Source organism: Rhizobium mesoamericanum STM3625, from assembly GCF_000312665.1.
Classification (GTDB): domain Bacteria; phylum Pseudomonadota; class Alphaproteobacteria; order Rhizobiales; family Rhizobiaceae; genus Rhizobium; species Rhizobium mesoamericanum.
In genome coordinates this window covers 2,591,523-2,617,973 of sequence record NZ_HF536772.1, presented here as the reverse complement: position 1 = coordinate 2,617,973, position 26,451 = coordinate 2,591,523, and the positions used below count along the sequence as shown (strand labels likewise).

General features: G+C 58.5%; 24 protein-coding genes. 3 read left to right on the top strand and 21 right to left on the bottom strand.

Annotation, left to right across the window (positions count from 1 at the left end; all coding sequences use genetic code 11):
• Positions 1 to 28 precede the first annotated feature (28 nt).
• From lpdA to eno, 8 genes are all read right to left on the bottom strand, one after another.
• A complete protein-coding gene (gene lpdA / locus BN77_RS12870) occupies positions 29 to 1,492 on the bottom strand; it encodes a dihydrolipoyl dehydrogenase (protein WP_007532430.1) in 1,464 nt (487 codons plus the stop codon).
• A 15-nt stretch (positions 1,493 to 1,507) separates the two neighbouring features.
• Positions 1,508 to 2,089 carry a GNAT family N-acetyltransferase gene (locus BN77_RS12865; protein WP_007532428.1) on the bottom strand — a complete coding sequence of 194 codons (582 nt, stop codon included), beginning with the start codon at positions 2,087 to 2,089 and terminating at the stop codon, positions 1,508 to 1,510.
• A 2-nt stretch (positions 2,090 to 2,091) separates the two neighbouring features.
• Positions 2,092 to 2,730, bottom strand: coding sequence for an SGNH/GDSL hydrolase family protein (locus BN77_RS12860; protein ID WP_007532426.1), 639 nt, complete (start codon positions 2,728 to 2,730; stop codon positions 2,092 to 2,094).
• A gap of 19 nt (positions 2,731 to 2,749) precedes the next feature.
• Positions 2,750 to 4,102 carry a pyruvate dehydrogenase complex dihydrolipoamide acetyltransferase gene (locus BN77_RS12855; RefSeq protein ID WP_007532424.1) on the bottom strand — a complete coding sequence of 451 codons (1,353 nt, stop codon included), beginning with the start codon at positions 4,100 to 4,102 and terminating at the stop codon, positions 2,750 to 2,752.
• Positions 4,103 to 4,120: 18 nt separating this feature from the next.
• On the bottom strand, positions 4,121 to 5,494 hold the full coding sequence (locus tag BN77_RS12850) for a pyruvate dehydrogenase complex E1 component subunit beta (RefSeq protein ID WP_007532422.1): 1,374 nt from the start codon (positions 5,492 to 5,494) through the stop codon (positions 4,121 to 4,123).
• A gap of 17 nt (positions 5,495 to 5,511) precedes the next feature.
• On the bottom strand, positions 5,512 to 6,558 hold the full coding sequence (gene pdhA, locus BN77_RS12845) for a pyruvate dehydrogenase (acetyl-transferring) E1 component subunit alpha (RefSeq protein WP_007532421.1): 1,047 nt from the start codon (positions 6,556 to 6,558) through the stop codon (positions 5,512 to 5,514).
• A 146-nt stretch (positions 6,559 to 6,704) separates the two neighbouring features.
• Positions 6,705 to 7,025, bottom strand: a complete 321-nt coding sequence (locus BN77_RS12840; protein ID WP_007532419.1) for an FtsB family cell division protein — start codon at positions 7,023 to 7,025, stop codon at positions 6,705 to 6,707.
• A gap of 140 nt (positions 7,026 to 7,165) precedes the next feature.
• Entirely contained in the window at positions 7,166 to 8,440 is a 1,275-nt protein-coding gene (eno, locus tag BN77_RS12835; protein WP_007532416.1) for a phosphopyruvate hydratase, read from the bottom strand.
• A gap of 439 nt (positions 8,441 to 8,879) precedes the next feature.
• Here eno and BN77_RS12830 point away from each other — a divergent pair, with 439 nt between their 5' ends.
• Complete coding sequence (locus BN77_RS12830; RefSeq protein ID WP_007532413.1) at positions 8,880 to 10,724, top strand: methyl-accepting chemotaxis protein; 1,845 nt, start codon at positions 8,880 to 8,882, stop codon at positions 10,722 to 10,724.
• 25 nt (positions 10,725 to 10,749) lie between these two features.
• Here BN77_RS12830 and kdsA read toward each other — a convergent pair whose 3' ends face one another.
• Together kdsA and BN77_RS12820 are read right to left on the bottom strand one after the other, a co-directional pair.
• Positions 10,750 to 11,595 carry a 3-deoxy-8-phosphooctulonate synthase gene (kdsA, locus tag BN77_RS12825; protein ID WP_007532410.1) on the bottom strand — a complete coding sequence of 282 codons (846 nt, stop codon included), beginning with the start codon at positions 11,593 to 11,595 and terminating at the stop codon, positions 10,750 to 10,752.
• Positions 11,592 to 12,476 carry a VOC family protein gene (locus BN77_RS12820; RefSeq protein WP_007532408.1) on the bottom strand — a complete coding sequence of 295 codons (885 nt, stop codon included), beginning with the start codon at positions 12,474 to 12,476 and terminating at the stop codon, positions 11,592 to 11,594. The genes kdsA and BN77_RS12820 overlap by 4 nt, the downstream gene beginning before the upstream one ends.
• 199 nt (positions 12,477 to 12,675) lie before the next feature.
• Here BN77_RS12820 and lexA point away from each other — a divergent pair, with 199 nt between their 5' ends.
• Both lexA and gltA read left to right on the top strand, forming a co-directional pair.
• Positions 12,676 to 13,392 (top strand): transcriptional repressor LexA, encoded by a 717-nt coding sequence (lexA, locus tag BN77_RS12815; RefSeq protein ID WP_007532406.1) that lies wholly within the window; start codon positions 12,676 to 12,678, stop codon positions 13,390 to 13,392.
• Positions 13,393 to 14,019: 627 nt separating this feature from the next.
• The gene (gltA, locus tag BN77_RS12810; RefSeq protein ID WP_007532404.1) at positions 14,020 to 15,309 is read left to right on the top strand and encodes a citrate synthase; all 1,290 of its coding nucleotides are present in this window, start codon (positions 14,020 to 14,022) and stop codon (positions 15,307 to 15,309) included.
• A gap of 28 nt (positions 15,310 to 15,337) precedes the next feature.
• Here the strand turns inward: gltA and lpxB are convergent, their stop codons facing one another.
• The 11 genes from lpxB to pyrH form a co-directional block, all read right to left on the bottom strand.
• Positions 15,338 to 16,519, bottom strand: coding sequence for a lipid-A-disaccharide synthase (gene lpxB, locus BN77_RS12805; protein ID WP_040677122.1), 1,182 nt, complete (start codon positions 16,517 to 16,519; stop codon positions 15,338 to 15,340).
• A complete protein-coding gene (locus BN77_RS12800; protein ID WP_040677119.1) occupies positions 16,516 to 17,397 on the bottom strand; it encodes an LpxI family protein in 882 nt (293 codons plus the stop codon). The genes lpxB and BN77_RS12800 overlap by 4 nt, the downstream gene beginning before the upstream one ends.
• A gap of 3 nt (positions 17,398 to 17,400) precedes the next feature.
• A complete protein-coding gene (gene lpxA / locus BN77_RS12795) occupies positions 17,401 to 18,219 on the bottom strand; it encodes an acyl-ACP--UDP-N-acetylglucosamine O-acyltransferase (RefSeq protein WP_007532398.1) in 819 nt (272 codons plus the stop codon).
• Positions 18,216 to 18,683: a 3-hydroxyacyl-ACP dehydratase FabZ gene (gene fabZ, locus BN77_RS12790; protein ID WP_007532396.1), complete on the bottom strand. Its 468-nt coding sequence runs from the start codon at positions 18,681 to 18,683 to the stop codon at positions 18,216 to 18,218. The genes lpxA and fabZ overlap by 4 nt, the downstream gene beginning before the upstream one ends.
• Complete coding sequence (lpxD, locus tag BN77_RS12785) at positions 18,676 to 19,737, bottom strand: UDP-3-O-(3-hydroxymyristoyl)glucosamine N-acyltransferase (protein WP_007532394.1); 1,062 nt, start codon at positions 19,735 to 19,737, stop codon at positions 18,676 to 18,678. The genes fabZ and lpxD overlap by 8 nt, the downstream gene beginning before the upstream one ends.
• A gap of 49 nt (positions 19,738 to 19,786) precedes the next feature.
• The gene (bamA, locus tag BN77_RS12780) at positions 19,787 to 22,123 is read right to left on the bottom strand and encodes an outer membrane protein assembly factor BamA (protein ID WP_007532392.1); all 2,337 of its coding nucleotides are present in this window, start codon (positions 22,121 to 22,123) and stop codon (positions 19,787 to 19,789) included.
• 195 nt (positions 22,124 to 22,318) lie between these two features.
• Entirely contained in the window at positions 22,319 to 23,452 is a 1,134-nt protein-coding gene (gene rseP, locus BN77_RS12775; protein WP_007532390.1) for an RIP metalloprotease RseP, read from the bottom strand.
• Between the two features lie 28 nt (positions 23,453 to 23,480).
• Positions 23,481 to 24,314 carry a phosphatidate cytidylyltransferase gene (locus tag BN77_RS12770; protein WP_007532388.1) on the bottom strand — a complete coding sequence of 278 codons (834 nt, stop codon included), beginning with the start codon at positions 24,312 to 24,314 and terminating at the stop codon, positions 23,481 to 23,483.
• Positions 24,314 to 25,060: an isoprenyl transferase gene (locus tag BN77_RS12765; RefSeq protein WP_007532385.1), complete on the bottom strand. Its 747-nt coding sequence runs from the start codon at positions 25,058 to 25,060 to the stop codon at positions 24,314 to 24,316. The genes BN77_RS12770 and BN77_RS12765 overlap by 1 nt, the downstream gene beginning before the upstream one ends.
• Before the next feature lie 43 nt (positions 25,061 to 25,103).
• Positions 25,104 to 25,664 (bottom strand): ribosome recycling factor, encoded by a 561-nt coding sequence (gene frr, locus BN77_RS12760; RefSeq protein ID WP_007532383.1) that lies wholly within the window; start codon positions 25,662 to 25,664, stop codon positions 25,104 to 25,106.
• Between the two features lie 51 nt (positions 25,665 to 25,715).
• A complete protein-coding gene (pyrH, locus tag BN77_RS12755) occupies positions 25,716 to 26,438 on the bottom strand; it encodes a UMP kinase (RefSeq protein WP_007532381.1) in 723 nt (240 codons plus the stop codon).
• Between the last annotated feature and the right edge of the window lie 13 nt (positions 26,439 to 26,451).

Here is a 26,451-nt window from a genome sequence, read left to right as displayed (position 1 = left end):
CTGAAATAGGGAGCAGGAAAGGAAACTATCAAGCGTTCAGCACCCGGCCGTAGGCATCGAGAACTGCTTCCTTCATCGTCTCGGAAACGGTCGGATGCGGGAAAATCGTGTGCATCAGTTCTTCCTCGGTTGTCTCGAGGTTCATTGCGACAACGAAGCCCTGGATGAGCTCGGTGACCTCAGCGCCGACCATGTGGGCCCCCAGCAGCTCGCCGGTCTTCTTGTCGAAGATGACCTTGCAGAGGCCCTGGTCCTCGCCAAGCGCAATCGCCTTGCCGTTCGCTGCAAAGGAGAAGCGGCCGACGCGGATGTCGCGGCCGAGTTCCTTGGCCTTGGCCTCGGTCAGACCGACGGAGGCAACCTGCGGGTTGCAGTAGGTGCAGCCCGGGACCTTGCCCTTGTCGGTCGCATGAACGTTCGGCAGGCCGGCGATCTTCTCGACGCAGACGACGCCTTCGTGTTCGGCCTTGTGAGCAAGCATCGGCGGGCCGGCGACGTCGCCGATCGCGTAAATGCCAGGAATGTTGGTCTTACCGTAACCGTCGATGACGACGCAGCCGCGATCCGTCTTGACGCCGACAGCCTCAAGGCCGAGGTTTTCGATGTTGCCCTGCACGCCGACAGCCGAAATCATGCGATCCGCCGTGATCTGCTGTATCTTGCCATCCGACGTCTCGACATGGGCAGTGATGCTGTTGGCGGACTTTTCGACCTTGGCTACCTTGGCGCTCGTGAAGATCTTCATGCCGCGCTTTTCCATCTGCTTGCGGGCGATCGCGGTTACTTCCGCATCCTCGACCGGCATGATGGTTGGCAAGACTTCAACCACCGTCACGTCCACGCCCATGGACAGATAGAAGCTTGCGAATTCGATGCCGATCGCACCCGATCCCATGACGATCAGCGACTTCGGCAATACATCCGGCTTCAGCGCTTCGAAATAGGTCCAGATCAGCTTGCCGTCCGGCTCGATGCCCGGCAGGGCTCGCGGACGCGCACCCGTTGCGACGATGATGTGCTTGGCCGTGTAGGTGCCCTCACCCTTGATGCCCTTCGGCACAGGATGCTGCGGTTCGACGACCGGCTTGGTTGACTTGCCGACGACGATCTCGCCCGGCTGAGCTCCAGTCGAAGCCTTGGTGATCTTGGCTTCGCCCCAGATCACGTCGACCTTGTTCTTCTTCATCAGGAAGCCAACGCCGCCGTTGAGACGGGCCGACACACCGCGCGAGCGGGCGACGACTGCCTTCACATCGGCGCTCACCTTGCCATCGAGCACAAGACCGTAGTCCTTCAGATGTTTGGAATGGTCGAGAATTTCGGCCGAGCGGAGGAGCGCCTTGGTCGGGATGCAGCCCCAGTTGAGGCAAATGCCGCCCAGATGCTCGCGCTCGACGATCGCGGTCTTGAGGCCCAGCTGACTGGCGCGCACAGCGGCGACATAGCCCCCGGGGCCGGAGCCAATGATAATGACGTCGTAGTTCTCAGCCATGTTTTCCTGCCTTTGCTATCGGGCGTCGCGGGTGAGAAGCACCCACTCGTGTTTCCTGCCGTTTTCGAAGAACGCGACGGCATCCGCCCGCGCCGCCTCCGAAAATCCACTCTTCCTGTAAAGCGACAGAGCCGCTTCGTTGTAACCTGCGGTGATCAGGCTGACCGGCGCATTTTCCGCCCGCTCAATCTGATCCTCGAGAAGCCGTCGACCAATCCCGATGCCGCGCAGATGGCGGTAGACACCGAGCGTTTCGATAAACCAGCTTCCCACCACCATTTTCTGCAGATCGATGACCGGCTTTAGCGCCGGGCGATCCGCCTCGATATTGCGTATGCCTTCACCGAGACCGTAGCCGATCGCGGCTCCCGCGACCTCGCCGTAGGCTGCGGCAATCACGGCGTCGCTCCAGCTGCCTTGCCACTGGTCAGCACGCAGCTTCTGCCGTCCACGCTCCATCGGCGTATCAGCGCCGCCGTTTCCAAGCTCAGCCAGCCATAGCCAGGAGGCGAAACCATGCGACGCGATGTCCGTGAGTAAAGCCAGCTCCGTCGCATCCTCCCGCGTGGCGGAACGAAGCGAAACGAAGGATCCCATGCTCAAAGCCCCAGCATCATCCGCACAGTCGATTCCATGCCGCGCCCGAGAGCGCGGGTATTTTCCGCATCGAGGTGAATGCCATCGACCGGCGTCGTCTTGGCCACCGAATTGCCGTCAAAGAAGCCACAACCGAGTTCGTCCGCAAGGTCGCGATAGAGCGTCGGAAGCTTCGCCGACTCCTCAATGGCGCCGACGAATGAGGCCGCAAACGGCACGTTAGCCGTCTCGCAAATCTTCGGGGGCGCGACGATCAGGATGTCTGGTCCATCGAATTCGAAGGGCCACGCATGATTGCGGATCAAGCGCACCAGCCTGGCAATGCCTTGGCAGGCGGCAAAGGCCGACCCAGCCACGACAGGCTTCATGTCGTTCGTACCAAGCAGCAGAATGACGAGATCAAGCGGCGCATGGCTTTGCAGGATCGTCGGCAGGATGCGTGCACCATTCCGGTCACAATCGGCGAGATGATCGTCGAAGGCGGTGGTCCGCCCGTTCAATCCTTCAGCGATGATCCGCACTTCGTTGCCTAGTGCCGCCTGAAGCGTGCTTGGCCAACGATCCTTGTAGGCATGACGTCCCTTGTCGGCGTCCTGGCCCCAGGTCAGCGAGTCACCATAGCAAAGAACGGTTTTCGTCATTTCCGCCTCCGCTCCGGTCTCAGACGAGCATTCCCATCGGATTTTCGATGTAGCCCTTGAACGCCTGCAGCAGCTCCGCGCCGAGAGCACCGTCAACGCAACGATGGTCGGTCGAAAGCGTAACAGTCATCACGGTTGCGATCGCCATTTCGCCGTTCTTGACGATGACGCGCTGCTCGCCTGCACCGACCGCGAGGATCGTTGCATGCGGCGGGTTGATGACGGCCGCGAAGTGCTTCACGCCCATCATGCCCATGTTGGAGACGGAGCTGGTGCCGCCCTGGTATTCCTCAGGCTTCAGCTTGCGATCCTTGGCACGCTTGCCGAGATCGCGCATCTCGTTGGAGATGACGGACAGCGTCTTCTCCTCGGCCTTGCGGATGATCGGCGTGATCAGACCACCAGGGATCGAGACAGCGACGCCGACGTCGGCGTGCTTGTGCTTGACCATGTTCGTTTCGGTCCACGACACGTTCGCATCCGGCACATCGCGTAGCGCCAGTGCCATGGCCTTGATGACCATGTCATTGACGGAGAGCTTGTAGGCCGGCGCGCCGTCCTTGCGGGGTGCAGCGTCATTAAGCTGGGCGCGCAGCGAAAGCAGCACATCGAGCTCGCAATCCACGGTGACGTAGAAGTGGGGCACGGTCTGCTTGGACTCGACGAGGCGCTTGGCAATGACCTTGCGCATGCCGTCATGCGGCACGAGCTCGTAGGAGCCCGGCTCGAAGAGCTTGAGAACGGCGTCGTCAGAAACACCCTTGGCGACCGGAGCCGGGGCTGCGGCGGCCTGCGGTGCAGCGGCGGCGGCAGCGGAAGCTGCCTTGGCGCCACCGCCTGCGACGGCGGATTCGACATCACTCTTGACGACACGGCCATGCGGGCCGGATCCAGCAATGGCTGACAGATCGATACCGGCTTCCTTCGCCAGACGACGCGCGAGCGGCGACGAGAAGGTACGATTGCCACCGGTCGAAGCGGCAGCAGGTGCCGCGGCGGGAGCCGGTGCGGCAGCAGCAGGCGCCTGCGTAGCCGGCGCGGACGCGGCTTCCGCCTTCGGGGCTTCAGGAGCCTTCGGCGCGGGAGCGGCGGCGGAGCCAGCACCGCTGGCAGCAGCAGCTACATCTTCACCATCGGCGGCAAGCACGGCGATCAAGGCATTGACCTTGACGCCTTCGGTGCCGGCAGGAACGACGATTTTGGCGACCGTACCCTCGTCGACGGCTTCGACTTCCATCGTCGCCTTGTCGGTTTCGATTTCCGCAATGATGTCGCCCGACTTGACGGTGTCGCCTTCCTTGACGAGCCACTTGGCCAGATTGCCTTCTTCCATCGTCGGAGAGAGGGCAGGCATCGTGATATTGATTGGCATCGAAATACCCTCCCCTTGTTACTTGTAGCAGACGGCCTTCACGGCATCGACGACTTCGGCGACACTCGGAAGCGCGAGCTTCTCGAGGTTGGCGGCGTAGGGCATCGGAACGTCCTTACCGGCGATCGTCAAAACCGGCGCATCGAGATAGTCGAAGGCCTGCTGCATGACGCGGGTGGCAATTTCGGTGCCGACGGAGTTCTGCGGATAACCTTCTTCGACGGTGACCAGGCGGCCCGTCTTCTTGACCGACTCGATGACGGTAGGAAGGTCCATCGGGCGCAGTGTGCGCAGATCGATCAATTCGGCGTCGATTCCGATCTTTTCGAGTTCGGCGACAGCCTTGGTAGCATAGGTCATGCCGATACCGAAGGAGACGATCGTCACGTCGCTGCCCGGGCGATGGATACGAGCCTTGCCGATCGGAAGAACGAAATCGTCGAGCTTCGGTACATCGAAGTGCTGACCGTAAAGAATTTCGTTTTCGAGGAAGACGACCGGGTTCGGATCGCGGATGGCGGCCTTGAGCAGCCCCTTGGCGTCGGATGCCGTGTAGGGCATGACGACCTTGAGGCCGGGGATCTGGCTATACCACGATGCGTAGTCCTGGCTGTGTTGGGCGCCAACGCGGGCAGCAGCACCGTTCGGGCCGCGGAACACGATCGGAGCGCCCATCTGGCCGCCGGACATGTAGAGCGTCTTGGCAGCCGAGTTGATGATCTGGTCGATCGCTTGCATGGCGAAGTTGAAGGTCATGAATTCGACGATCGGCTTCAGGCCGGCCATTGCAGCGCCGACGCCGACGCCGGCAAAACCGTGCTCGGTGATCGGGGTATCGATGACGCGACGCGCGCCGAATTCCTGCAGGAGGCCCTGGGTCACCTTATAGGCACCCTGGTACTCGGCGACTTCTTCGCCCATGACGAAAACACTGTCGTCTGCACGCATTTCTTCAGCCATGGCATCGCGAAGCGCCTCGCGAACGGTCATGGAGACCATTTCCGTGCCGGCCGGAATTTCCGGATCGTTCGGCACGGCTGCCTTCGGTTCAGCAGGAACCGGAGCAGCTGCAGGCTTCTCTTCAGCCTGCGGAGCGGCGGTAGGCGCGGCCTGTGCGGCAGGTGCGGTCGAGATATCGGACGCCGATTCGCCATCCTGCAGCAGGACCGCGATCTTGGCGTTGACCTTGACGTTTTCGGTTCCAGCCGGAACCAGCAGCTTGCCGATGACGCCTTCGTCGACGGCTTCGACTTCCATCGTTGCCTTGTCGGTTTCGATTTCGGCAATCACGTCACCAGACTTTACGGAGTCGCCCTCCTGCTTAAGCCACTTGGAAAGCGTGCCTTCTTCCATCGTCGGAGAGAGGGCGGGCATGAGAATATCGATTGGCATGGGTCGTCCCTCCCCGATTAGAGCAGAATGTCAGTGTAGAGCTCGGATGCATCCGGCTCCGGATCGGACTGAGCGAAATCGGCACTGTCGGCAACGACGTCACGGACGTCCTTGTCGATCGCCTTGAGATCGTCCTCCGAGGCCCAGCCCTTCTCCAGAAGACGGGCACGCACCTGCTCGATCGGATCCTGCTCGGAGCGCATCTTCTGCACTTCTTCCTTCGTGCGGTACTTCGCCGGGTCGGACATCGAGTGACCGCGATAACGGTAGGTCAGCATCTCGAGGATGATTGGACCCTTGCCGGAGCGGCAATGCTCAAGCGCTTCGTCTGCGGCAGCCTTGACGGCTCGGACATCCATACCATCGACCTGAACACCCGGAATGCCGAAACCGGAGCCGCGCAGCGAGTAGTTCGACTGCGCGGTTGCGCGGGCGGTCGAGGTACCCATCGCGTAACGGTTGTTTTCGACGATGTAGATGATCGGCAGCTTCCAGAGAGCGGCCATGTTGAAGCTCTCGTAGACCTGGCCCTGGTTTGCAGCACCATCGCCGAAATACGCGACGGCGACACTGTCGTTACCGCGATATTTGTTCGCGAAAGCAAGGCCCGTTCCAAGCGAAACCTGAGCTCCGACGATGCCGTGACCGCCGTAGAAATGCTTCTCCTTGGAGAACATGTGCATCGAGCCGCCCTTGCCATGCGAATAACCGCTGCGGCGGCCGGTCAACTCGGCCATGACACCACGAGCGCTCATGCCGGTCGCCAGCATATGGCCGTGGTCGCGATAGGCGGTGATAACCTGATCGCCTTCTTTCTGCGCCATCTGCATACCGACAACGACAGCTTCCTGACCGATGTAGAGGTGACAGAAACCGCCAATGAAGCCCATGCCGTAAAGCTGGCCGGCCTTTTCCTCGAAGCGGCGGATCAGCAGCATCTCGCGATAGGCGCTGAGCTCTTCGTCACGCGTGAAATCGGCAACAGGACCACCATTGGATGCCTTGTTTGCCGGCTTTGCGCTAGTTTTACGGCTGGAAACGGTCGCGTTCTTTCGCGGCGCCATTCAACCCTCCCTATGGGTTTGTTAGTTCTCTGGTGGCGCGTACCATAGGGAAGAAAATTCGCCACAGCAATGCCATAAATGCATGGCTCGTATTCAGCAGCAAGCCGCTGATAAATAACGATTTAATTCGATTAACTGAATTTCAGTTAATTTGAATAGTGATTGAAAATGACAATCTCGTCGGCACGAGAAACATTGAGCTGAAGACGCGCTTTTTCGTCCAGCATATCCTTGTCCATAGAACCGTCACTCAATAGCGCGACCTGCTTTTCAAGATGCTCGCGCTTGCCTTTTAGAACCGCCAACTCCCTTTCGCGCGCGATCCGCTGGCGCTCAAACCCTTCGGTTGCCCGCAGACCGTAGTCCCCATGGATGCAATGATAGCCGAAGTAGGAAAGAAAGGCGACCGTCATGGCCGGAACCACGAAACGACCGATCTTTTTCTTCTTGTGATGCTTTGTCCACATAAACACACGCTCGAACGCATTACCTCGATACGCGTGAGACTAGCGGGCAGAGATTAACTGTCCGTTGACTATGAAAAATCAGGCAAGAAAAAACCCGCGCCTTCGAAGACGCGGGTCCAACTTGCTGAAATCAGAGGCGATTAGCCGCGGATGATCGAGCGGCCGGCGTAGCGAGCCTGCGGGCCAAGGCCCTCTTCGATGCGGATGAGCTGGTTGTACTTGGCCAGACGATCGGAGCGCGACAGCGAACCCGTCTTGATCTGACCGCAGTTGGTGGCAACGGCGAGGTCAGCGATGGTGGAATCTTCCGTTTCGCCGGAGCGATGCGACATGACGGCTGTGTAGGCAGCCTTGTGCGCGGTGTTGACGGCATCGAGCGTTTCTGTCAGCGAGCCGATTTGATTGACCTTGATGAGGATCGAATTTGCGACACCCATGCGGATACCGTCACGAAGGCGAGCCGAGTTGGTGACGAAGAGGTCGTCGCCGACGAGCTGGACCTTCTTGCCAGCAAGATCGGTCAGAGCCTTCCAGCCGTCCCAGTCGTCCTCAGCCATGCCATCTTCGATGGAGATGATCGGATACTTGGCTGCGAGCTGAGCAAGGTATTCGGCCATGGCGCCCGGATCGAGCGTCCGGCCCTCACCTTCGAGGACGTACTTGCCATCCTTGAAGAACTCCGTCGAAGCGCAGTCAAGACCAAGGCTGATGTCGTCGCCTGGCTTGTAGCCCGCTTTCTCGATGGACTTCATGATGAAGTCGAGGGCTTCCGGCGCGCTCTTCAGGCCCGGCGCGAAGCCGCCTTCATCGCCGACGTTGGTGTTGTGTCCCTGAGCCGAAAGCTCTTTCTTGAGGACATGAAAGACTTCCGAACCCATGCGAACAGCTTCGCGAATGGAATCGGCGCCAACCGGCATGATCATGAATTCCTGGAAGTCGATCGGGTTGTCTGCATGCGCGCCGCCATTGATGATGTTCATCATCGGAACCGGCAGCAGGTGAGCGCTGGCGCCACCGACGTAACGGTAGAGCGGCAGGCCGGCTGCCTGCGCAGCGGCCTTGGCCACAGCAAGCGACACGCCGAGGATGGCGTTTGCACCGAGACGCGACTTGTTCGGCGTGCCGTCCAATTCAATCATGATATTGTCGATCTGGATCTGATTTTCGGCATCGATGCCGCCGATCGCGTCGAAGATTTCGGTGTTGGCGGCCTCGACGGCCTTTTCAACGCCCTTGCCGAGATAGCGCTTGCCGCCATCACGCACTTCAACGGCTTCGTGAGCACCGGTCGAAGCGCCCGACGGCACCGCCGCACGGCCCATGCTGCCATCTTCGAGATAGACATCGACTTCGACGGTCGGATTGCCACGGCTGTCGAGAATCTCGCGGGCGATAATGTCGGTAATTGCAGTCATCGGTTCTTCCTGCTCGGTGGATGATAACGTTCGAAGCCTGTTTAATCGAAGGTACGCAAATTACAATGCCGCATTGATGACACGTGGCATGTCACGGCCCTATCGCGCGATTATGTCAGGCTTTTGAAGCGGCCCACGTTCCGCAAATCAATGACGAACGAGATGTTCCCAGTATTTCAAAACTTCAGGTTTTGAAAGCAAGGATTGCTACTCTCAAGTTGGTTGAAATGTATAAGTAAGTAACCAATCAAACCTATAGTTAACGCTCAATGAGGAAATACTGCCGTCTCCTAAAGGACAGTATGCATGATGCGCTTCTTCATGCGGTCCAAACCCGCCTACCAATGTATTCGGACCCTCACCGTTGCGGTCCCCTCGGAATTCCAAGAATAGTTTTTAGAAACTTCATTATTCGCCAATAAATGCCACGGGGAATTGGATGAAACTCAACATTGCACGTAGCCTTGCCATCTTCGCGGCAGTCGTCACCGCGGGCCTCATCGCTTCAATCGGCATACAGAATTATGCCTTCAACAAGTTGCGTGTGAACGGCCAGATGTACAAGCAGATCGTCTACGGGAAGGACCTGGTAGCCGACATCTTGCCGCCGCCCCTCTACGTCGTTGAGTCCTACATGCTCGCGCTCGAAGCAGTACAGCGCCCGGAGGTCGCCCGGAAGAACATCGACCGCATCCAAAATGTCCTCGTTCCCGCCTATGAGGACCGCCGTAAATATTGGCAGGCGACGGCGCTCAGCCTCGACCTCAAGGAAAAACTGCTGAACGATGTTCTCGTCCAAGGCGATTTGTTCTGGAAGGTGATGCAGGACGAACTTGCGCCCGCCATTCTTAATAACAACTCGGCCATTACCCGGACCGCTTTCTTGAAACTCTCGACCAATTTCCATATCCACGAAAAAGCAGTCAACGAACTCGTCGATATGGCGAACGCCTTCTCGGCCGAGGCCGAAAAGGACGCCGCCGAGCAGACATACCTCCTCTCGACGATCACGCTTGCATCTGCCGCCGTCTCGCTTTGCCTGCTTCTTGGCGGTCTTCATGTCTTCCGCCGGCGTGCCATCGTGCCGCTGTCGGCGATGCGTGACTACATGACGATCCTTGCGGGCGGCGACTATTCGAAGGATGTACCCTTCAGCAGCCGCGCCGACGAGATCGGCGAGATGGCACGCGCCGTTACCGTCTTTCGCCAATCGGCTGAAGAGCGAAACAACATCCGCCAGCGCCAGGACGCCGAACGCCAAGCCCAAACGCTGCGCGATGCGGCACATGCCGCCGTCAAGGCAGACGAGGAGGCGGCGCGCGAGCGCGTTATCGTGGACCTCGGCCGTGGCTTGGAACGCCTCTCCGGTGGCGATCTCACCGTGCAGCTCAGCGAGCCCTTCGGGTCGGCCTACGAGACGCTTCGCGAACAGTTCAACTCCAGCGTCCGCACGCTTTCCGGCGCGATGAAGGACATTGCAACCGCCACGAATGCGGTAAAGATCGGCTCCAGCGAAATTTCCTCGAGTACTGAAGATTTGGCACGGCGAACGGAACATCAAGCAGCCTCGCTCGAACAGGCCGCTTCCGCACTCGATCAAATCACCGTAACCGTCAAGAATTCGTCGGAACGCGCCAATGAAGCGAATGCGATGATGAAGGCGACCAAGGAAAGCGCCAACTATTCGGCGAGCGTCGTGCACGAGGCGGTGGCTGCAATGCAGAAGATCGAAACGTCGTCTGCGCAAATTGGTGAGATCATCAATGTTATCGATGAAATTGCCTTCCAGACCAACCTGCTCGCGCTCAATGCCGGGGTGGAAGCCGCCCGTGCGGGTGAGGCTGGCAAGGGTTTTGCTGTCGTTGCACAGGAAGTGCGCGATCTGGCGGGCCGCTCCGCCAATCTGGCAAAGGAAATCAAACAGCTGATCGAGACTTCTTCCGGTCAGGTTTCGACCGGCGTCGCCTTGGTCAACCGCACGGGCGAAGCCCTGAACCAGATAGATCAGCAGGTTCTGAAGGTGACGGCGCTGATCGAGGCAATCGTGCGTTCCTCTTCCGAACAGACGACGGCACTCGTCGAAGTCAACGCTGCGGTCAATACCATGGACAGCGTCACGCAACAGAACTCAGCGATGGCCGAAGAATCGAGTGCGGCATGCCGGGAACTTGGCAACGAGGCTGCGCACCTCAATCACCTGCTCTCCCGCTTCGTCCTCGAGAATGCGACAAAGCACCCGGAGTGGGGATACTTCTCAAACCAGAGGATCGCGCTCGCCGGCTGATGGCGAGCGCCCCTGCGCAAACCCTTCAAGCAGCCTTCGCGATCGCGTCGAAGGCAAGGAGCCTTTCCAGGAGGCGCGGCATATCCTTGAGGTAGACCATGTTCGGGCCATCTGAGGGCGCGTTGTCGGGATCTTCGTGTGTTTCGACGAATACACCAGCGACGCCGACTGCAACGGCAGCGCGCGAGAGAGTTTCGACAAACTCGCGCTGACCACCGCTGGAACCGCCTTGCCCGCCCGGCTGCTGGACTGAATGCGTCGCATCGAAAACAACCGGAGCGCCCATCGCCGCCATGATTGGCAGCGAACGCATGTCAGATACGAGCGTGTTGTAGCCGAAGGAGGCCCCGCGCTCGCAAAGGAGAATATTCGGGTTGCCTGTCGAGTTCAGCTTGTTGAGGACATTCTTCATGTCCCAAGGCGCCAGGAACTGCCCCTTCTTGACGTTGATGGCTCGGCCCGTTTTGGCGGCCGCCACGAGCAGGTCGGTCTGACGGCTGAGGAAGGCAGGAATCTGCAGAATGTCGACGACGGTTGCCACCTCGGCGCACTGCTCTTCCGTATGGATGTCGGTCAGAACAGGAAAGCCGTATTCCTTCTTAAGGTCGGAAAAAACCTCCAGCGCCTTTTCAAGGCCGATGCCACGCTGAGCCGACAGCGAAGTCCGGTTGGCTTTGTCAAACGACGACTTGTAGACGAGACCAAGACCAAGTTTGTCGCACAGTTCCTTAAGCACGCCCGCGATCATGAAGGCATGATCACGGCTCTCCATTTGACATGGCCCGGCAATCAGCGACAGCTTGCCGGTATTCGAAAAGGTGACGCGGCCGGCGCCTTGGCCAACCACGACTGCGGAATTTGTCTGGCTCATCGTTTCTCCTCGAAGGCGAAGAGCGCGCCCTGCCCGGGCGCCGCCTTCACCAGAATTCGATTGTTCTTGCGCGTGTAGGTCATCCCGTTAGCAGCCAAATGCGCTTCTGTCACGGCGAGATCACTGACCGCGAAAACAATGGCGACACCACGAAGGCCGCGATCGTTTGAGGGTGCGGGAATGTCGAGGTAGGCATCCAATCCATCTGGTGAGAGAACGCTTACTTTCGCGTTCGGAGTTGCAACACTCACGCCAAAGGCCTCGTTGGTCACCGTGAGGCTGTGGACCGCAGCACGCACCAATGGCGCAAACGCCTTTGGGTCCGGCGCTCCAAGAATGATCTCGGCGATGCCCTTGACGCCGTTCACATGGGTTTGCAGCGCCCCTCGATCGGACGGCAGCGGATTGACGCGCTGGCATGTGAAAAAGAAGAAGTCCGGAGCCCTTAAGTCGACTGCGAATGCGAGCTTGAATGCAGCGGTTGCCTGAGAACCATCGGGCAGTCTCATCGGTCGCTCGAACTGCAGCATCTCGCCACCGTTGATCTTTTCGGCAAGGAACCGGGCATGGTCGCGGTCGGCATCGGCGGTCGCGAAAACCGCAGCGGAGAATCCATCATCGCCGCATCGAAATCGAAAGGCACGGTCACGCGCGGTGAAAACATTGCCTTTCCTCGCCGACGCCTCATACGGTTCTAAACTGGCGACCCCGAGCGGCTCCAGGTAAGTTTCGTCGGCGAAGAATACGCAGGCGTTCTCGGTTCCAAAAGGATGCCGGGCATCGGGCGCGACGGTGAATCCGAGCTTTCCGAGACGCTCGCGGGCAAGGACAATATTGGAGACCGGCAGCACGATGTGGTCCAGCGGATGTGCTTCGCTCATGGCAAACTCCCGGGAATTTGCGAAGATGTGCGCCGGGCCAGGGAACAATGCAACCCCCTTCTGCGCTTTCGCCGAAAACCAACGCAAAAACTGAACATGTTGCAGGCAAGTTTTACGAAAATTTAGGTACTTGCGGAACACATATGGAACATATAGTGTCCGTTCTGGCTTTGTTTCACGACTCTGGGGTTCGACTTCGATGCTGACGCGCAAGCAACAGGAGCTTCTTCTCTTCATTCACGAACGAATGAAGGAGTCCGGTGTTCCCCCCTCTTTCGATGAAATGAAGGACGCCTTGGATCTCGCGTCGAAGTCGGGTATCCACCGGCTGATTACGGCGCTCGAAGAACGCGGCTTCATTCGCAGACTGCCGAATAGGGCGCGCGCCCTGGAGGTCATCAAGCTACCCGAGGCCTATAATCCGAGCCTGCAGCCCCGCCGAGGGTTTTCGCCGAGCGTCATCGAAGGCAGCCTTGGCAAACCGCAGCCGGTTGCGCCGACGAAGCCGGCTGCACATGCGGACAATGGCGGTTCTGCGTCTGTACCGGTTATGGGACGGATCGCCGCCGGTGTGCCGATTTCCGCGATCCAGAACAATACCCACGACATCACTGTTCCAGCCGACATGCTTGGCCAGGGTGAACACTATGCGCTCGAGGTGAAGGGCGACTCCATGATCGAAGCCGGCATCTTCGACGGCGATACCGTGATCATCCGCAACGCCAGCACTGCAAATGCCGGCGACATCGTTGTCGCACTCGTCGATGACGAGGAAGCGACCCTCAAGCGCTTCCGTCGCAAAGGCGCTTCCATTGCACTCGAAGCCGCGAACCCGGCTTATGAAACGCGTATTTTCGGACCTGACCGTGTCAAGGTTCAAGGCAAGCTCGTCGGCCTCATTCGCCGTTATCATTGAAGACAGGTGGCTCACCGTCTAGGGTGCGTTTTGGCCAGTTGTATGTCCTATGCCTCACCCAAAGGCGGCCAAATCTGGCGTAGACCGTCGTTAAAACGTCTAGGCCGTACCCATCCATCCTTATCTGGCAAGCGCCCAATCTACACGGGGCTTCACCTCTAAACAGAAGCTCGGCTGACCGGCATTCCGTCGTAGGCAGGTGAGCAAGCGTTACGGTAATGTCGACGATAACGCAGGCAGCGCCAAAACGAGGATGCGAAGGTCCTTCCGCGCCGAAACGCATCCGCACCGCGGGCGGCCTTCCTTAACTTGGATGGCTTCAACCCCGGCATGCATTGCGCCCAAAAAAACAGCCGCCACTACAACCAGAATGCAAGCTCAACGGCTTCTAGGCAGAGATAATCGATTGAAATCTGAGGGAAAATCGGAAGTCAGAAAAGCCAAGGATAATCATCAGCTTCTGCTATGCGCGACGCTCATCGCAGCAGTGCCCAAAAGTTGATACTGCAATGCACAAAATGGCGTCACGGTAACTTGGCATTAGGCGCGCGATCATATAGCAATCATCGACGACGCTTAACCCTATGGCGCCTTTTATGGCGCCAACCGCCAGTTTGGAGGATCATAATGACGGAACAAAGCGCAACACTGAAAATCGGTGACAAATCGGTCGATCTCGCCGTCAAGAGCGGCACGATCGGTCCTGATGTCATCGATATCGGCGCCCTGTACAAGAACACGGCCTCCTTCACGTACGATCCTGGTTTCACCTCGACCGCATCCTGTGAATCGAAAATCACCTACATCGACGGCGACGCCGGTGTACTGCTGCACCGAGGCTATCCGATCGAGCAGCTTGCCGAACACGGCGACTTCCTCGAAGTCTGCTACCTGCTTCTCTACGGCGAGCTACCGACGGCAGCCCAGAAGAAGGATTTCGACTATCGCGTCACCCATCATACGATGGTGCATGAGCAGATGAGCCGGTTCTTCACGGGCTTCCGCCGCGATGCGCATCCGATGGCTGTCATGTGTGGTTGTGTCGGCGCACTATCGGCCTTCTACCACGACTCCACTGACATCACGGATCCGCATCAGCGCATGGTCGCAAGCCTGCGTATGATCGCCAAGATGCCGACGCTGGCCGCCATGGCTTACAAGTATCACGTTGGCCAGCCGTTCGTTTACCCGAAGAACGACCTCGACTACGCCTCGAACTTCCTGCGCATGTGCTTTGCAGTTCCCTGCGAGGAGTATGTGGTCAATCCGGTGCTGTCGCGCGCCATGGACCGCATCTTCATCCTGCACGCCGACCACGAGCAGAACGCATCAACCTCGACCGTCCGCCTGGCAGGCTCGTCGGGCGCAAACCCGTTTGCCTGCATCGCTGCCGGCATTGCATGCCTCTGGGGCCCGGCTCATGGCGGCGCCAACGAAGCAGCGCTAAACATGTTGACCGAGATCGGCACCGTCGACCGCATTCCGGAATACATCGCCCGCGCCAAGGACAAGAACGATCCGTTCCGTCTGATGGGTTTCGGTCATCGCGTCTACAAGAACTACGACCCGCGCGCCAAGATCATGCAGAAAACAACGCATGAGGTTCTCGGCGAACTCGGTGTCAAGGATGATCCGCTGCTCGAAGTCGCGATGGAACTCGAACGCATAGCACTGACCGATGAATACTTCATCGAGAAGAAGCTCTATCCGAACATCGACTTCTACTCGGGCATCACGCTGAAGGCCCTGGGCTTCCCCACGACTATGTTCACCGTGCTGTTTGCGCTTGCCCGTACGGTCGGCTGGATTGCCCAATGGAACGAAATGATCGAAGATCCGGAACAGCGTATCGGCCGCCCGCGCCAGCTCTATGTCGGCGAGCCACAGCGCGACTACGTACCGGTTTCCAAGCGCTAGTCAGCAATAGCAAGAAGCAAAGGCTCGGTCAGAAATGACCGGGCTTTTTCTTTTGAAGGATGTCGAGAACAATCTCGGCCGCGTATTCTCCCGGCGGCTTTTCTGTCTGCATCCTCTGCCAGAGGACATCATACCCCTCCATCATTGCCTGCCGAGGCAAGGTGTCGACGCAGAGCTTCTCCATCCAGCGCGCAAAGCTGCCGCCTCGGACAACGTCGTTGATGTATTCGGGCACAACAGCGTAATCCGCGATCAGGTTCGGAAGAGCCGCGCTCCACGTCTTGATCTTGCTGGTCATAAGCTTGATGATCCAGTCGGTCTTGTACGCGGAAATACAGGGAACACCGGTCAGCGCCAGCTCGAGCACGACGGTTCCCGACGCTGCCATGGCGGCATCTGCTTCCGCGAAAGCCTGCCACTTCGCCTCCGCTCCCGTGACGATCTCCGGCTTGGTTGTCCAATCCTTCACAAGATTCCGGATCATCGCCTCGCGTCGGGGCATCGTCGGCAAAACAAAGCGCATATCGCCGTTGCGTGTCACCAACTCGTGGACGGCATCGCCGAAGTACGGCAATAGCTTGCTAATCTCCGATGAACGCGAACCAGGCAGCAGCATCACCGTCTTGCGCTCGGCCTGTTCTCGCGGCTTCGTCCGCGCACGCACGCTTCGCGCGTGCAACAGCCTTTGATCGGCGGTCAAACGATGACCAACGTAAGTTGTTGGCGGCCCACCCAGCTTGCGCATCACTTCCGGTTCGAAGGGCAAGACTGCCAGCACCTGATCGACGTAAGCGAGCATACGCTCAGCGCGATATTCCTTCCACGCCCAAACGCTCGGACAAACATAGTTGACGATGGGCAATTCGGGCAGGGCCGCGCGCACGCGCTTGGCGACCCTGTGCGTGAAATCCGGGCTGTCCACGATAACAAGCACATGGGGTTTTGCGGCGATTATCGCTGACGCCGCCTCGCCAATGCGGCGGACCAGGCGTGGCAGGTTTGAAAGTACCTGCGTGATGCCCATGACCTGCAGCTCCGAGAAATCGAAAAGCGAGCGCAGACCCTGCGCCTCTAGCCCCTCGCCCCCAACCCCAATCAGGTCTATGTCACCTGGAAATTGCCGTTTCAAAGCGGCAATCAGGTCCGCGCCCAGAAGGTCGCCCGAAACCTCTCCAACAACGATGGCAACTTTCAGTGAAGTGTCGCTCACGCCAGCCCCCAGGATGGCAAACCCCTGTCCAATCCACACACGAAGATACCGGCTTCATCCGCAGCCTTTATGACAGCATTTCGCTCCAGGACGAGTGAGCGCCCCGCCTCAACAGCCACGCCGGCCAGTCCCGCCTTCTGTAGGTTCTCGATCGTCGAAATTCCGATCGATGGCAGGTCCGCGCGGATATCTTGCTGCGGCTTGCAAAGCTTCACAAGCACGCCGCGGCGGCGCGACGAGATCCGTCCCGACGCTCGCAGGTTTGCGACGCGTTCGAGCATGCTGTCCGTGCCCTCCACTCCTTCGAGCGCAACAATGCGGCCTCCAACGGCAACAGCCCCCTGACCGACGTCCAGCCTGCCGAGCGCATCCGCGGCCTCCGCGGCTCGCGCGACGTCCTTTATGTCATCTGTGCTTGGATGAACGGCGCCCAGCGGACCGACGGAGGCAAGCAGATCGGGTGCGATCTCGTGCGCTCCAACGACCCTGCGTCCATTCTCTTCGATCAAGGTTATGACCATCCGCAACACCGTATCGTCGCCGCCAGCAAGCAGCGTCCGGATTGTCGACGGCAGTTTCACGAGCGTTTTCAGCGTCGGCCGGACTTCCCGCCATTCCGGACGCCGACGTACCCCGCCTGACATTACGACGCGGTCTATGTCGTTGTTTTTAAAGATCCGATGGAGAGCAGCAAAATCGCCGACGCCTATGACCGCGTGGTCAAAGCCTTCCCAGGACCGGTCGGCCTCGTCTTTCAGAGCGATAATGAAGGGGTTTTCGCCTGCGTCACGCGCCGCGGTGGCGACATGAGACGGCAGAAGGCCGCTGCCCGCGATAATTGCCAAGCGGCCCTTTGCCATGTCACCCGCGAGAGCCAAGCATTACCCTTTCTGTCCCCTGGTCGGAGAGGAAAGAGCACGATCGCTTTCAGCGGCGATGAAGTCGAGAATCTGGATGACTTGCTCGCAATCGGCATACTCCTCTCGGATCGCGGCGGCATTGTCACGGATTGAACCGTCGCCTTCGAAGATCGCCTTGTAGGCGCGCCGCACGGTATGGATCGTGGCTCGATCAACTCCAGCCCGGGTCATGCCAACGACGTTAAGGCCGCTCAGAAGACCGGGATTGCCATTCAGCATGCCATAGGGAATGACGTCATAGCTGACGGCAGAAAGGCCGCCGACAAAGGCCTGCCGGCCGACACGCGTAAACTGATGCACAGCACAGCCGCCACCCAGAATGACGCGATCCTCGATCGTGACGTGGCCGGCGAGCATCACATTGTTGGACATGATGACGTTGTTTCCGACCCGGCAATCATGGGCGATATGCGAATTCGCCAGAAAAAGGTTGTTATGGCCGACAATCGTCTGGCCACCGAAGTCGGCGGTACCCGTATTGACCGTCACGCCTTCCCGGAACGTGCAATTATCGCCGACCGTCAAGGTCGTCTCTTCGCCGCCATGATGAACGCTCTGCGGATCGCCGCCGATCACGGCCATCGGGAAAACCCTGCACCCCTTACCAAGCGTCGTCCTGCCGGCAACAACAGAATGCGCAAGCAGTTCCACATTGTCACCCAGCACGACCTTCGGCCCAACGTGGCAGAAAGGACCGATCTTGACGTTCTCGCCGATTACGGCCCCGTCTTCGACGACCGCCATGGCGTGAATGCTGGCGCTGGCTGCAATGTTGCTCATGCCTGATCCTTGCGCACGATCATCGCGCCGATGTCAGCTTCGGCGACGAGCGCTCCGTCAACCTTAGCATCGCAATGGAACTTCCAGATATTACCGCGCTGCTTCTGTTTCTTCACGTGATATTCGACACGATCGCCGGGAACGACCGGCTTGCGGAATCGCGCGTTGTCTATCGTCATGAAGTAAACAAGATTCCCGGTCTCGCCTTGCTTTTTGGCGCAGATCGCGCCGGCCGTCTGTGCCATGCCTTCGATGAGCAGAACACCGGGCATGATTGGCGAGTCCGGAAAGTGACCGGTGAAATGCGGTTCATTTGCGGTCACGTTCTTGATGCCGATCGCGGATTCGTCGCCGTCGATATCGATGATCCGATCCACAAGGAGGAACGGATAGCGATGTGGCAGCAGCTTCATAATCTCGATGATGTCTGCCGAAGAGAGCGAAGTCTTGGCTTCCTCAGTCATTCTTTTCTCCCGTTTTCTTGCTGCCCGTCGATCGCGCCAATATAGCTGCCGTCTCTCGCAGGAAATCATTGATGGGACGCGCGGGTACACCACCGTAACGTTCGCCGGCGGGTATGTCTCCGATCACGCCGCTCTTTGCGGCAATCTGCACTCCGTCACCGATCTTGATATGTCCGTTCAGCCCAGCCTGTCCGCCGATCTGCACACCATCACCAAGGACCGTGCTGCCGGCAATACCGACCTGGGAAACGATGGCGCAATGGCGCCCGACGCGGACATTGTGGCCGATCTGAACCTGATTATCGATCTTCGTACCCTCGCCGATGACGGTATCATCCATGGTACCGCGATCGATCGTCGTATTGGCGCCAATCTCGACATGATCCTGAATGATGACCCGGCCGATCTGAACGATCTTGATCATCCCGCGCGGACCTGGAGCATAACCGAAGCCATCCTGGCCAATGCGCGCACCATTATGAATGACGACGCCGTTGCCCACGAGTGCGCACAGCACGCTGGCGCCGGCCGCGATCGTACAATTGCGGCCGATCTTGACGTTTGGCCCGATGATCGCGCCTGCTCCAATGTGTGTGCCTTCGCCGATTTCGGCATGCGCACCGATGATCGCGAATGGTTCGACCGAGATCTTGCCTTCCAGGCGCGCCGTCTTATCGACAACCGCGTGATCAGAGATGCCTGTTCCTTCGGATAACAACAATTCCGGCCGAAGTGCCTTCGGGTAGAGATAGCCCCCCGCCATGGCAAAGGCCGCATGAGCGTTCTTTGAAATCAAAACAGGCAGGTGATCGGGCACCAGCGATCTCAGGCCAGCGCTGCAAAGCACGGCAGATGCCGCACAGGTCGCGAGCTCGTCCTTGCTCTTCTTCGACATGATGTAACAGAGATCACCCGCTTTCGCCCGATTTACGGGCGAAACGGAGCGGATTATAACATCTGCGTCTTTGGGATCAGCAAGGTCTGCCCCAAGATACTGCGCCAACTCCGAGAGTCTCACGCCATCATGGGGCAGAAAAAAACCATTTTGCTCCATCGGCAAATCTCCAGAACGGAATTCGGTTTACGGTTCCGGACTGCCGATATCAGAATTGGTTGTTTATGCCAAACTTGAAGTTCTGAGTCTTGTCGAAGTCTTCCTTGGCAACCGGAATGGCGTAGTCGACGCGCAGCGTACCGAATGGCGATGCCCACATGAGACCGACACCGACAGAGGCACGCAAGGAAGCGTCTTTACCGTTGACGGTATCACCGAGCGGGTCGACATCATTGCCAAACAGCGTGCCGGCATCGGCAAACACGGCGCCGCGCAAGCCGAAGTCGCGCGGAACGGCCGGTAGCGGGAACGTCGCTTCAGCCGAGACCGTGAAATAGGTCGTGCCACCGAGCGGGTCGTCGTTTGCACCGGCAATGCGTGGGCCGATACCCTTGTTCTCGAAGCCTCTGATATCGCCGTTCGTCAGCGTAAACTGATCAAAGACGTTCAGGTGCTTGTCAAAGCCGACAACATAGCCTGCCGAACCCGTGACCGAGCCAATGATGTCAGCATCGTCTGCCAGCAGGTGGTAATAGCGTGCCTTGCCGTAGATTTTGTAGAAGTGCGAGTCACCGCCCAAGCCTGCAATTTCGTGCGTGAGGCTTGCGTAGATGCCTTCACGAGGCAACGTCATGTCATCTAGCGTGTTGTAGGTCAGCGTCTGCGAAATGGACGACTTTACCCATGGGCTATTCTCGACGAGGTTCTGATACGGCGCAGACAGATCGCTCAGCGAACCCGACGGGTCATACTTCATCTGCTTGTAGTTATAGCGGAACGTCGTTGCCAGATCTTCCGTGATCGGCGCCGTCGCACGCAGTACGCCGCTGTTTTCCTCGTAGTCGTAGTTGTCGTTGCTCGACGTCTCGCTGTGGTTAAGGTCAAAACCAACGGCCAGACGGTAACCCAGGAAGTAAGGTTCCGTGAAGTTCAGGCCGTAGGTCCGCGAGCCCTCTTGACCGCCACCAGCGCTGATCTTGATGTACTGTCCACGACCGAGGAAGTTCTTTTCCTCAACGGACGCTTCGAGAATGAGACCGTCGCCACCGGCGGCATAGCCTGCGCCGATACCGAACGAACCGGTCGACTGATCCTGAACGTCAACGACGACAACAACGCGATCCGGCGAACTGCCAGGCTGTGTCGAGATATTGACAGACGAGAAGTAGCCAAGAGCCTCGAGGCGGCGCTTTGCCCGTGTGATCATCTGCTGGTTGAAGGCGTCGCCTTCGCTCATGTCGAACTCGCGACGAATGACAAAGTCACGCGTACGGCTGTTGCCGCGAATTTCGATGCGCTCGACATAGGCGCGCTCACCCTGATCGACCAGGTATTCGACGCCAATCGTGTTGTTGCCCAGATCGCGGTTGCCGCGCGGCGTGACGCGCGCAAACGGATAGCCAGCTGAAGCGACCTGATCGGAGATCGCCTCCATGGACTTCTGGACTTCCTTGGCGCTGTAGACCTGTCCCTCGCGCGTGCGAACAAGCCCCTGGAGCTGGTTGGCATCGATACCGGGAACGGTCGACTGCACCGTTATGGGACCAAAATTGTAGCGCGGCCCTTCTTCCATGTTGAAGGTCAGCGTGTACTTGTTCGTTGCCTCGTCGAAAACCGCATCCGACGAGATGATACGGAAGTCGGCATATCCGCGATTATAGTAGAACTGACGCAGCGCCTCTTCGTCTGCATGAAGCTTATCTTCGCTGTAGACGTCCTTGCGGGTCAGGAACGACAGGAAGTTGGAGCGCTTCGTGTTGATGACAGAGGCAAGACGCCCGGAGCTATAGGCATTGTTGCCGACGAAATTAATAGCGTCGATCTTGGTGCGATCACCCTCGTCGATGACGAAGGCCAGATTGACCCGTCCCTCACCTAGCGGCACGACCTGTGTGGTCACCTTGACTTCGCTACGGCCGGTAGCGGCATACGCATCCTTGATGGCCTGAATGTCTGCCTGGATCTGAGCGTCGTTAAAAGGTCCAGCCGCATGCGTCTTCACGATGGCAGCAAGCTTGTCGTCCTTGATTTTGCGGTTACCGTTAAAGACGACCTGGTTGATAAGCTTCGCTTCCTGGACGGAAACGACCAAAGTGCTGCCCGAAACGGAAATCTTGACGTCCGAAAAATAGCCGGTGTCGTAGAGCTGTTTAACCGAGTCATCGATATCGGCATTGGAGAAGCTCTTGCCCGGCTGGATCGTGAGATTCGAGCGAACAGCCTCAGCACCGACACGGCTCGCGCCACGTACATCAATACGCTGAATAACTGCAGCTTCTGCCGTCGTAGCCGAGACGATAACCGTTGCACCTGCCCCCGAAGCAACAATACCTGCAGACAGCGCAACCGCCGATACTGCGTTCAAAAATCTTGAACCAGCCTTCATTTCACCCATTACCTTTTTTCTCGTCCCCGGCTCCAGGCGTCCCCCGATTCCGGCCACGTGTGTCGTTTTACCCGCTTTTGACATACAAGCAAGGGAGCAAGTTAATTTCTGTTTACTTCATTTCAAAGCGTGACGCATTGGCCACTACAGCTTTGAAACATCGTAAATAAACGGTAATTTTCCCTCGTCCAGCAATCAGCCAATCAAAGCACTTATATCGTTCCAGGTGGCAAAAACCATCAGACTCAAAACCATCGCCAAGCCAATGCGGAACGCAATGTCCTGCGCAGACGAACCCAACGGTTTTCCCCTCACCGCTTCAATCGCATAGAACATCAAATGACCGCCATCAAGTACCGGAACCGGCATCAGGTTCAGTAATCCGATGGAAACCGACAAGACAGCCGCGAGCTGCAGCAAAGCTGCAACGCCCAACGTTGCCATCTGGCCGGACGCCTGCGCGACACGGATCGGTCCGCCAAGCTGGTCGGGTTTCATATACCCCGAGACCAGATTGCCAATATACTTGAAGGTTCCCGTTACGATGTTCCAGGTCTGGATCGCGCCTTCCTTCACCGCCTGCAGCGGCGAATAGGTCTGCACTCTGAAGTGGCCGACCTCCTGGTTCGTGACGATACCGATAAGTCCGATTTCGATCTTGTTGCCGAACTGATCGGTCATATCCGTCCGGGCTGGCACCATCGGCACATCCAGCTTCTCGCCGTTGCGCTCAATCGTTACGATGATCCGCTGCTCGGGCCGAATACTGACGTAGCGGCGCACATCATCAAACGTCTCGACTTTCGTACCATCGATGGCGATCAAAAGGTCACCCGGCATCACGCCGGCTTCGGCAGCTACACTGCCCGGCTTGACTTCTGCCACAACGGGATCTGCGACCGATCGGCCGTAGATCGAGAAAAGAACGGCAAAAATCGCAATCGCCAGAATGAAGTTTGCAATTGGGCCGGCGGCGACGGTCGCCGCACGCTTCCACAGTTTCGCGCCGGCAAACGAACGAGCCCGATCCTCTGCTGACATGGCAGCGAGTTTATCTTCGTCGGGCTTGCTCGATACGTCCTCGTCGCCGAAAAAGCGGACGTAGCCGCCAAGCGGTATCAGGGAAAGCTTCCAGCGGGTTCCATGCTTGTCGGTGAAACCGAGCAACTCGGGACCGAAGCCAATCGAAAATGCCAATACGCGGATGCCGCTCCAGCGCCCGACAAGATAGTGACCCATCTCGTGCACGAAGACGAGCAACGACAACACCAGAACGAAGGGCACCATATAGCCCGTCAGGAACGCTAGTATACCGGTCAAGCCAAGCATCCGATCTTTCCGCCAGCCTTTGCAGACATTATACGCCGAACAAGGCTGCACCGAGGGATATTATTTCGCCGCCTTTTATCAGCGAAAAAAACCCAGCTAGCAAGAACGCTGCAAAGGAGGCGAAAATGAGCCCGTCGACACGGTCCATGACGCCGCCATGCCCAGGGATCAGATGGCTTGAATCCTTCACGCCGAAGCGGCGTTTGATGAAGGATTCAAACAGATCGCCGGTTTGGCTGCAGACCGACAGAATGAATGCGATCGGCGCCGAAAGCACCACGCTTTCCGGAAACGCGAAATAGACAACCAGGCTGCCGGCGATCACTGCCGAGACGACACCGCCAATAGCGCCCGACCATGTCTTTCCAGGAGATATCTTCGGCGCCAGCTTCGGGCCGCCAATCGCGCGCCCCACGAAATAGGCAAGGATGTCTGTCGACCACACGACTGCGAATACGAAGAGCATCGCGAAGAGCCCGACGCTATCGGCACCGCGGATAGCAGAAAGTGCTATTCCTGTAAGCCCGGCATACACCATCCCCGTCGGAAACCATCGTGATACGCCCGACGCAAGCACAAAGCCGACGGCAATCAGGAAGAAGAGCACCAGGAGAAGCAGAGAATATCCCAGGGTGCCCGCAACAACGGCCACAGCGATTGCTGCCTGCCCTATCCAACCGATGGCATTGGCGACGGGCTGCTGTGCGGCGAGCTTCGTAATGGTTGACCATTCATAGTAGATCAACAGCCCGATCAATGCCGACAACAGGCTAAACGCCACTCCGCCATACCAGGTGGCGAGCAGAACGACGACAGCAAGTATCACTCCGGAGACAAGGCGTAGCTTCAACTCCTGCTGCATCAGATGCCCACTGCCGCACTCGTCTGTGCCACCAGGCCGCCGAAACGCCGGTCACGTGACGCGAAGGTCTCCAACGCCGAATAGAAAATGTCCCTGCTAAAATCTGGCCAATACTCGGGAACGAAAATGAACTCGGAGTAAGCGGCCTGCCAGAGAAGGAAATTGGAGAGGCGCTCTTCACCGCTGGTGCGAATGATCAGATCGGGATCGGGGATGCCTGCCGTGTCAAGCCGCGCATCGATGAGCGCGGGAGAAATGTCCTGCGCCCTCAGCCGTCCTGCCTCCACGTCACGCGCAAGACTTGCCATTGCGCGAGCGATTTCGTCGCGCGCCCCATAATTAAAGGCGATGACGAGGGTCAGCGCGGTGTTCGACTTCGTCGTCTCTTCTGCGTCGACGAGAAGATCGAGGATATCGCTCTTGAGACTATGGCGGTCGCCGATCACCTTCACGCGCACGTTCTGGCGATGGAGCTCCGCCAGGTCGCGACGAATGAAGGCCTTCAGCAATCCGAGGAGATCGGAAACCTCAGTTTCCGGACGGCGCCAGTTCTCCGATGAAAAAGCAAAGAGCGTGAGATACTTGATCCCCGCGTCCCCCGCAGCGCGCACAGTCTCGCGCACGGCGTCAACGCCCTTTCGGTGCCCCATCGTCCGCGGAAGCCCGCGCTGCTTTGCCCATCGGCCATTGCCATCCATGATAATGGCAACGTGTTCTGGCACAGTCAAAAATGTTCGTTCCGACATTTCCCGTCCGGTTCTTGCAGCAAAGGCGCAGCCGCAGCGCGCCTCAAACCTGCATGATTTCCTTTTCCTTGTCGCCAAGCAAGCGGTCGATCTCAGAAATCGTCTCGTCGGTCATCTTCTGCACACGATCTGATTGCGCTCTGCTTTCGTCCTGGCCAATCACACCGTCTTTTTCGGCTTTCTTAAGGCCGTCCATGCCGTCACGGCGCACATGGCGAATCGCGACCTTGCTCTTCTCGGCATAGTCGTGAGCGACCTTCACCAGCGACTTGCGGCGCTCTTCATTCAGTTCCGGCAGCGGGATGCGCAGGTTCTGCCCATCAATGATCGGATTGAGGCCAAGATTCGATTCGCGGATCGCGCGGTCGGTCGCATTGACCATCGACTTGTCCCATACCGAGACCGATAGCATGCGGGGCTCTGGCACGGTGATATTGGCAACCTGATTCAGCGGCACACGCGAGCCGTAGGCCTCGACCATGACGGGGTCGAGAATGTTGGCCGAGGCGCGGCCTGTACGCAGCGATGCGATATCGTGCTTGAACGCGGAAATCGCACCGTCCATACGGCGCTTGAGTTCCTTGATGTCGATGCCTTCAGTCATTTTATTGCTCCCGTCTTGGTAGAAGCTGCGGCACGCCGGCCGCCCACTCAATCAGTTATCAGAGACGACGGTCTTGAGGCCACCGCCCTTGAGGATTTCAGCAAAACCACCCTTCTCGTGGATCGAGAAGACGATGATCGGAATGGCATTCTCCCGTGCGAGGGCCACTGCCGCAACGTCCATGACGGCCAGTCCCTTATCAAGGACTTCCTTGTGCGTCAGATGGTCGAAGCGGGTCGCTTCAGGATCCTTTTTCGGATCAGCCGAATAAATACCATCGACCTGAGTTCCCTTAAAGATCGCCTCCGCCCCCATTTCGGCCGCGCGCAGCGCCGCTGCCGAGTCCGTCGTGAAGAACGGGTTGCCCGTACCGCCCGCGAAGATCACGACGCGGCCAAGCGACAGGTGATAGAGCGTTGCACGCTGCGAAAAGCTCTCGCAAAGCTCGGGCATGGCAATGGCCGACAAAACGACAGTATCGATGTTCAGTTTGCGCAGCGACGTTGCCAGCGCCAGCGCATTGATGACGGTCGCGAGCATTCCCATGTGGTCGCCCGTGACGCGATCGCCGCCCTTGGAGGCAACCGCAACGCCACGGAAGATGTTGCCACCGCCGACGACCACGCCGACTTCCACGCCCATCTGTCGCGCCTCGGCTATGTCGGCTGCAATGCGGTCTGCGACCGCTACATCAATTCCAAATCCCTGGCTGCCCATGAGGGCTTCGCCGGAAGCCTTGAGTAGAACGCGCTTGTAAACAGGCTCTGACGACATCGTGGCTCCTCGT

Excerpts from the sequence above, each read along its gene's own strand:
- eno (WP_007532416.1), bottom strand. The coding sequence starts at position 8,440 with ATGACTGCAATTACCGACATTATCGCCCGCGAGATTCTCGACAGCCGT.
- BN77_RS12770 (WP_007532388.1), bottom strand. The coding sequence starts at position 24,314 with ATGCAGCAGGAGTTGAAGCTACGCCTTGTCTCCGGAGTGATACTTGCT.
- lpxA (WP_007532398.1), bottom strand. The coding sequence starts at position 18,219 with ATGAGCAACATTGCAGCCAGCGCCAGCATTCACGCCATGGCGGTCGTC.
- gltA (WP_007532404.1), top strand. The coding sequence starts at position 14,020 with ATGACGGAACAAAGCGCAACACTGAAAATCGGTGACAAATCGGTCGAT.
- frr (WP_007532383.1), bottom strand. The coding sequence starts at position 25,664 with ATGACTGAAGGCATCGACATCAAGGAACTCAAGCGCCGTATGGACGGT.
- BN77_RS12830 (WP_007532413.1), top strand. The coding sequence starts at position 8,880 with ATGAAACTCAACATTGCACGTAGCCTTGCCATCTTCGCGGCAGTCGTC.
- lexA (WP_007532406.1), top strand. The coding sequence starts at position 12,676 with ATGCTGACGCGCAAGCAACAGGAGCTTCTTCTCTTCATTCACGAACGA.
- pdhA (WP_007532421.1), bottom strand. The coding sequence starts at position 6,558 with ATGGCGCCGCGAAAGAACGCGACCGTTTCCAGCCGTAAAACTAGCGCA.
- lpxD (WP_007532394.1), bottom strand. The coding sequence starts at position 19,737 with ATGGAGCAAAATGGTTTTTTTCTGCCCCATGATGGCGTGAGACTCTCG.
- bamA (WP_007532392.1), bottom strand. The coding sequence starts at position 22,123 with ATGAAGGCTGGTTCAAGATTTTTGAACGCAGTATCGGCGGTTGCGCTG.
- lpdA (WP_007532430.1), bottom strand. The coding sequence starts at position 1,492 with ATGGCTGAGAACTACGACGTCATTATCATTGGCTCCGGCCCCGGGGGC.
- BN77_RS12820 (WP_007532408.1), bottom strand. The coding sequence starts at position 12,476 with ATGAGCGAAGCACATCCGCTGGACCACATCGTGCTGCCGGTCTCCAAT.
- BN77_RS12840 (WP_007532419.1), bottom strand. The coding sequence starts at position 7,025 with ATGTGGACAAAGCATCACAAGAAGAAAAAGATCGGTCGTTTCGTGGTT.
- BN77_RS12865 (WP_007532428.1), bottom strand. The coding sequence starts at position 2,089 with ATGGGATCCTTCGTTTCGCTTCGTTCCGCCACGCGGGAGGATGCGACG.
- BN77_RS12855 (WP_007532424.1), bottom strand. The coding sequence starts at position 4,102 with ATGCCAATCAATATCACGATGCCTGCCCTCTCTCCGACGATGGAAGAA.
- BN77_RS12850 (WP_007532422.1), bottom strand. The coding sequence starts at position 5,494 with ATGCCAATCGATATTCTCATGCCCGCCCTCTCTCCGACGATGGAAGAA.
- BN77_RS12765 (WP_007532385.1), bottom strand. The coding sequence starts at position 25,060 with ATGTCGGAACGAACATTTTTGACTGTGCCAGAACACGTTGCCATTATC.
- BN77_RS12860 (WP_007532426.1), bottom strand. The coding sequence starts at position 2,730 with ATGACGAAAACCGTTCTTTGCTATGGTGACTCGCTGACCTGGGGCCAG.
- fabZ (WP_007532396.1), bottom strand. The coding sequence starts at position 18,683 with ATGACTGAGGAAGCCAAGACTTCGCTCTCTTCGGCAGACATCATCGAG.
- kdsA (WP_007532410.1), bottom strand. The coding sequence starts at position 11,595 with ATGAGCCAGACAAATTCCGCAGTCGTGGTTGGCCAAGGCGCCGGCCGC.
- pyrH (WP_007532381.1), bottom strand. The coding sequence starts at position 26,438 with ATGTCGTCAGAGCCTGTTTACAAGCGCGTTCTACTCAAGGCTTCCGGC.
- rseP (WP_007532390.1), bottom strand. The coding sequence starts at position 23,452 with ATGCTTGGCTTGACCGGTATACTAGCGTTCCTGACGGGCTATATGGTG.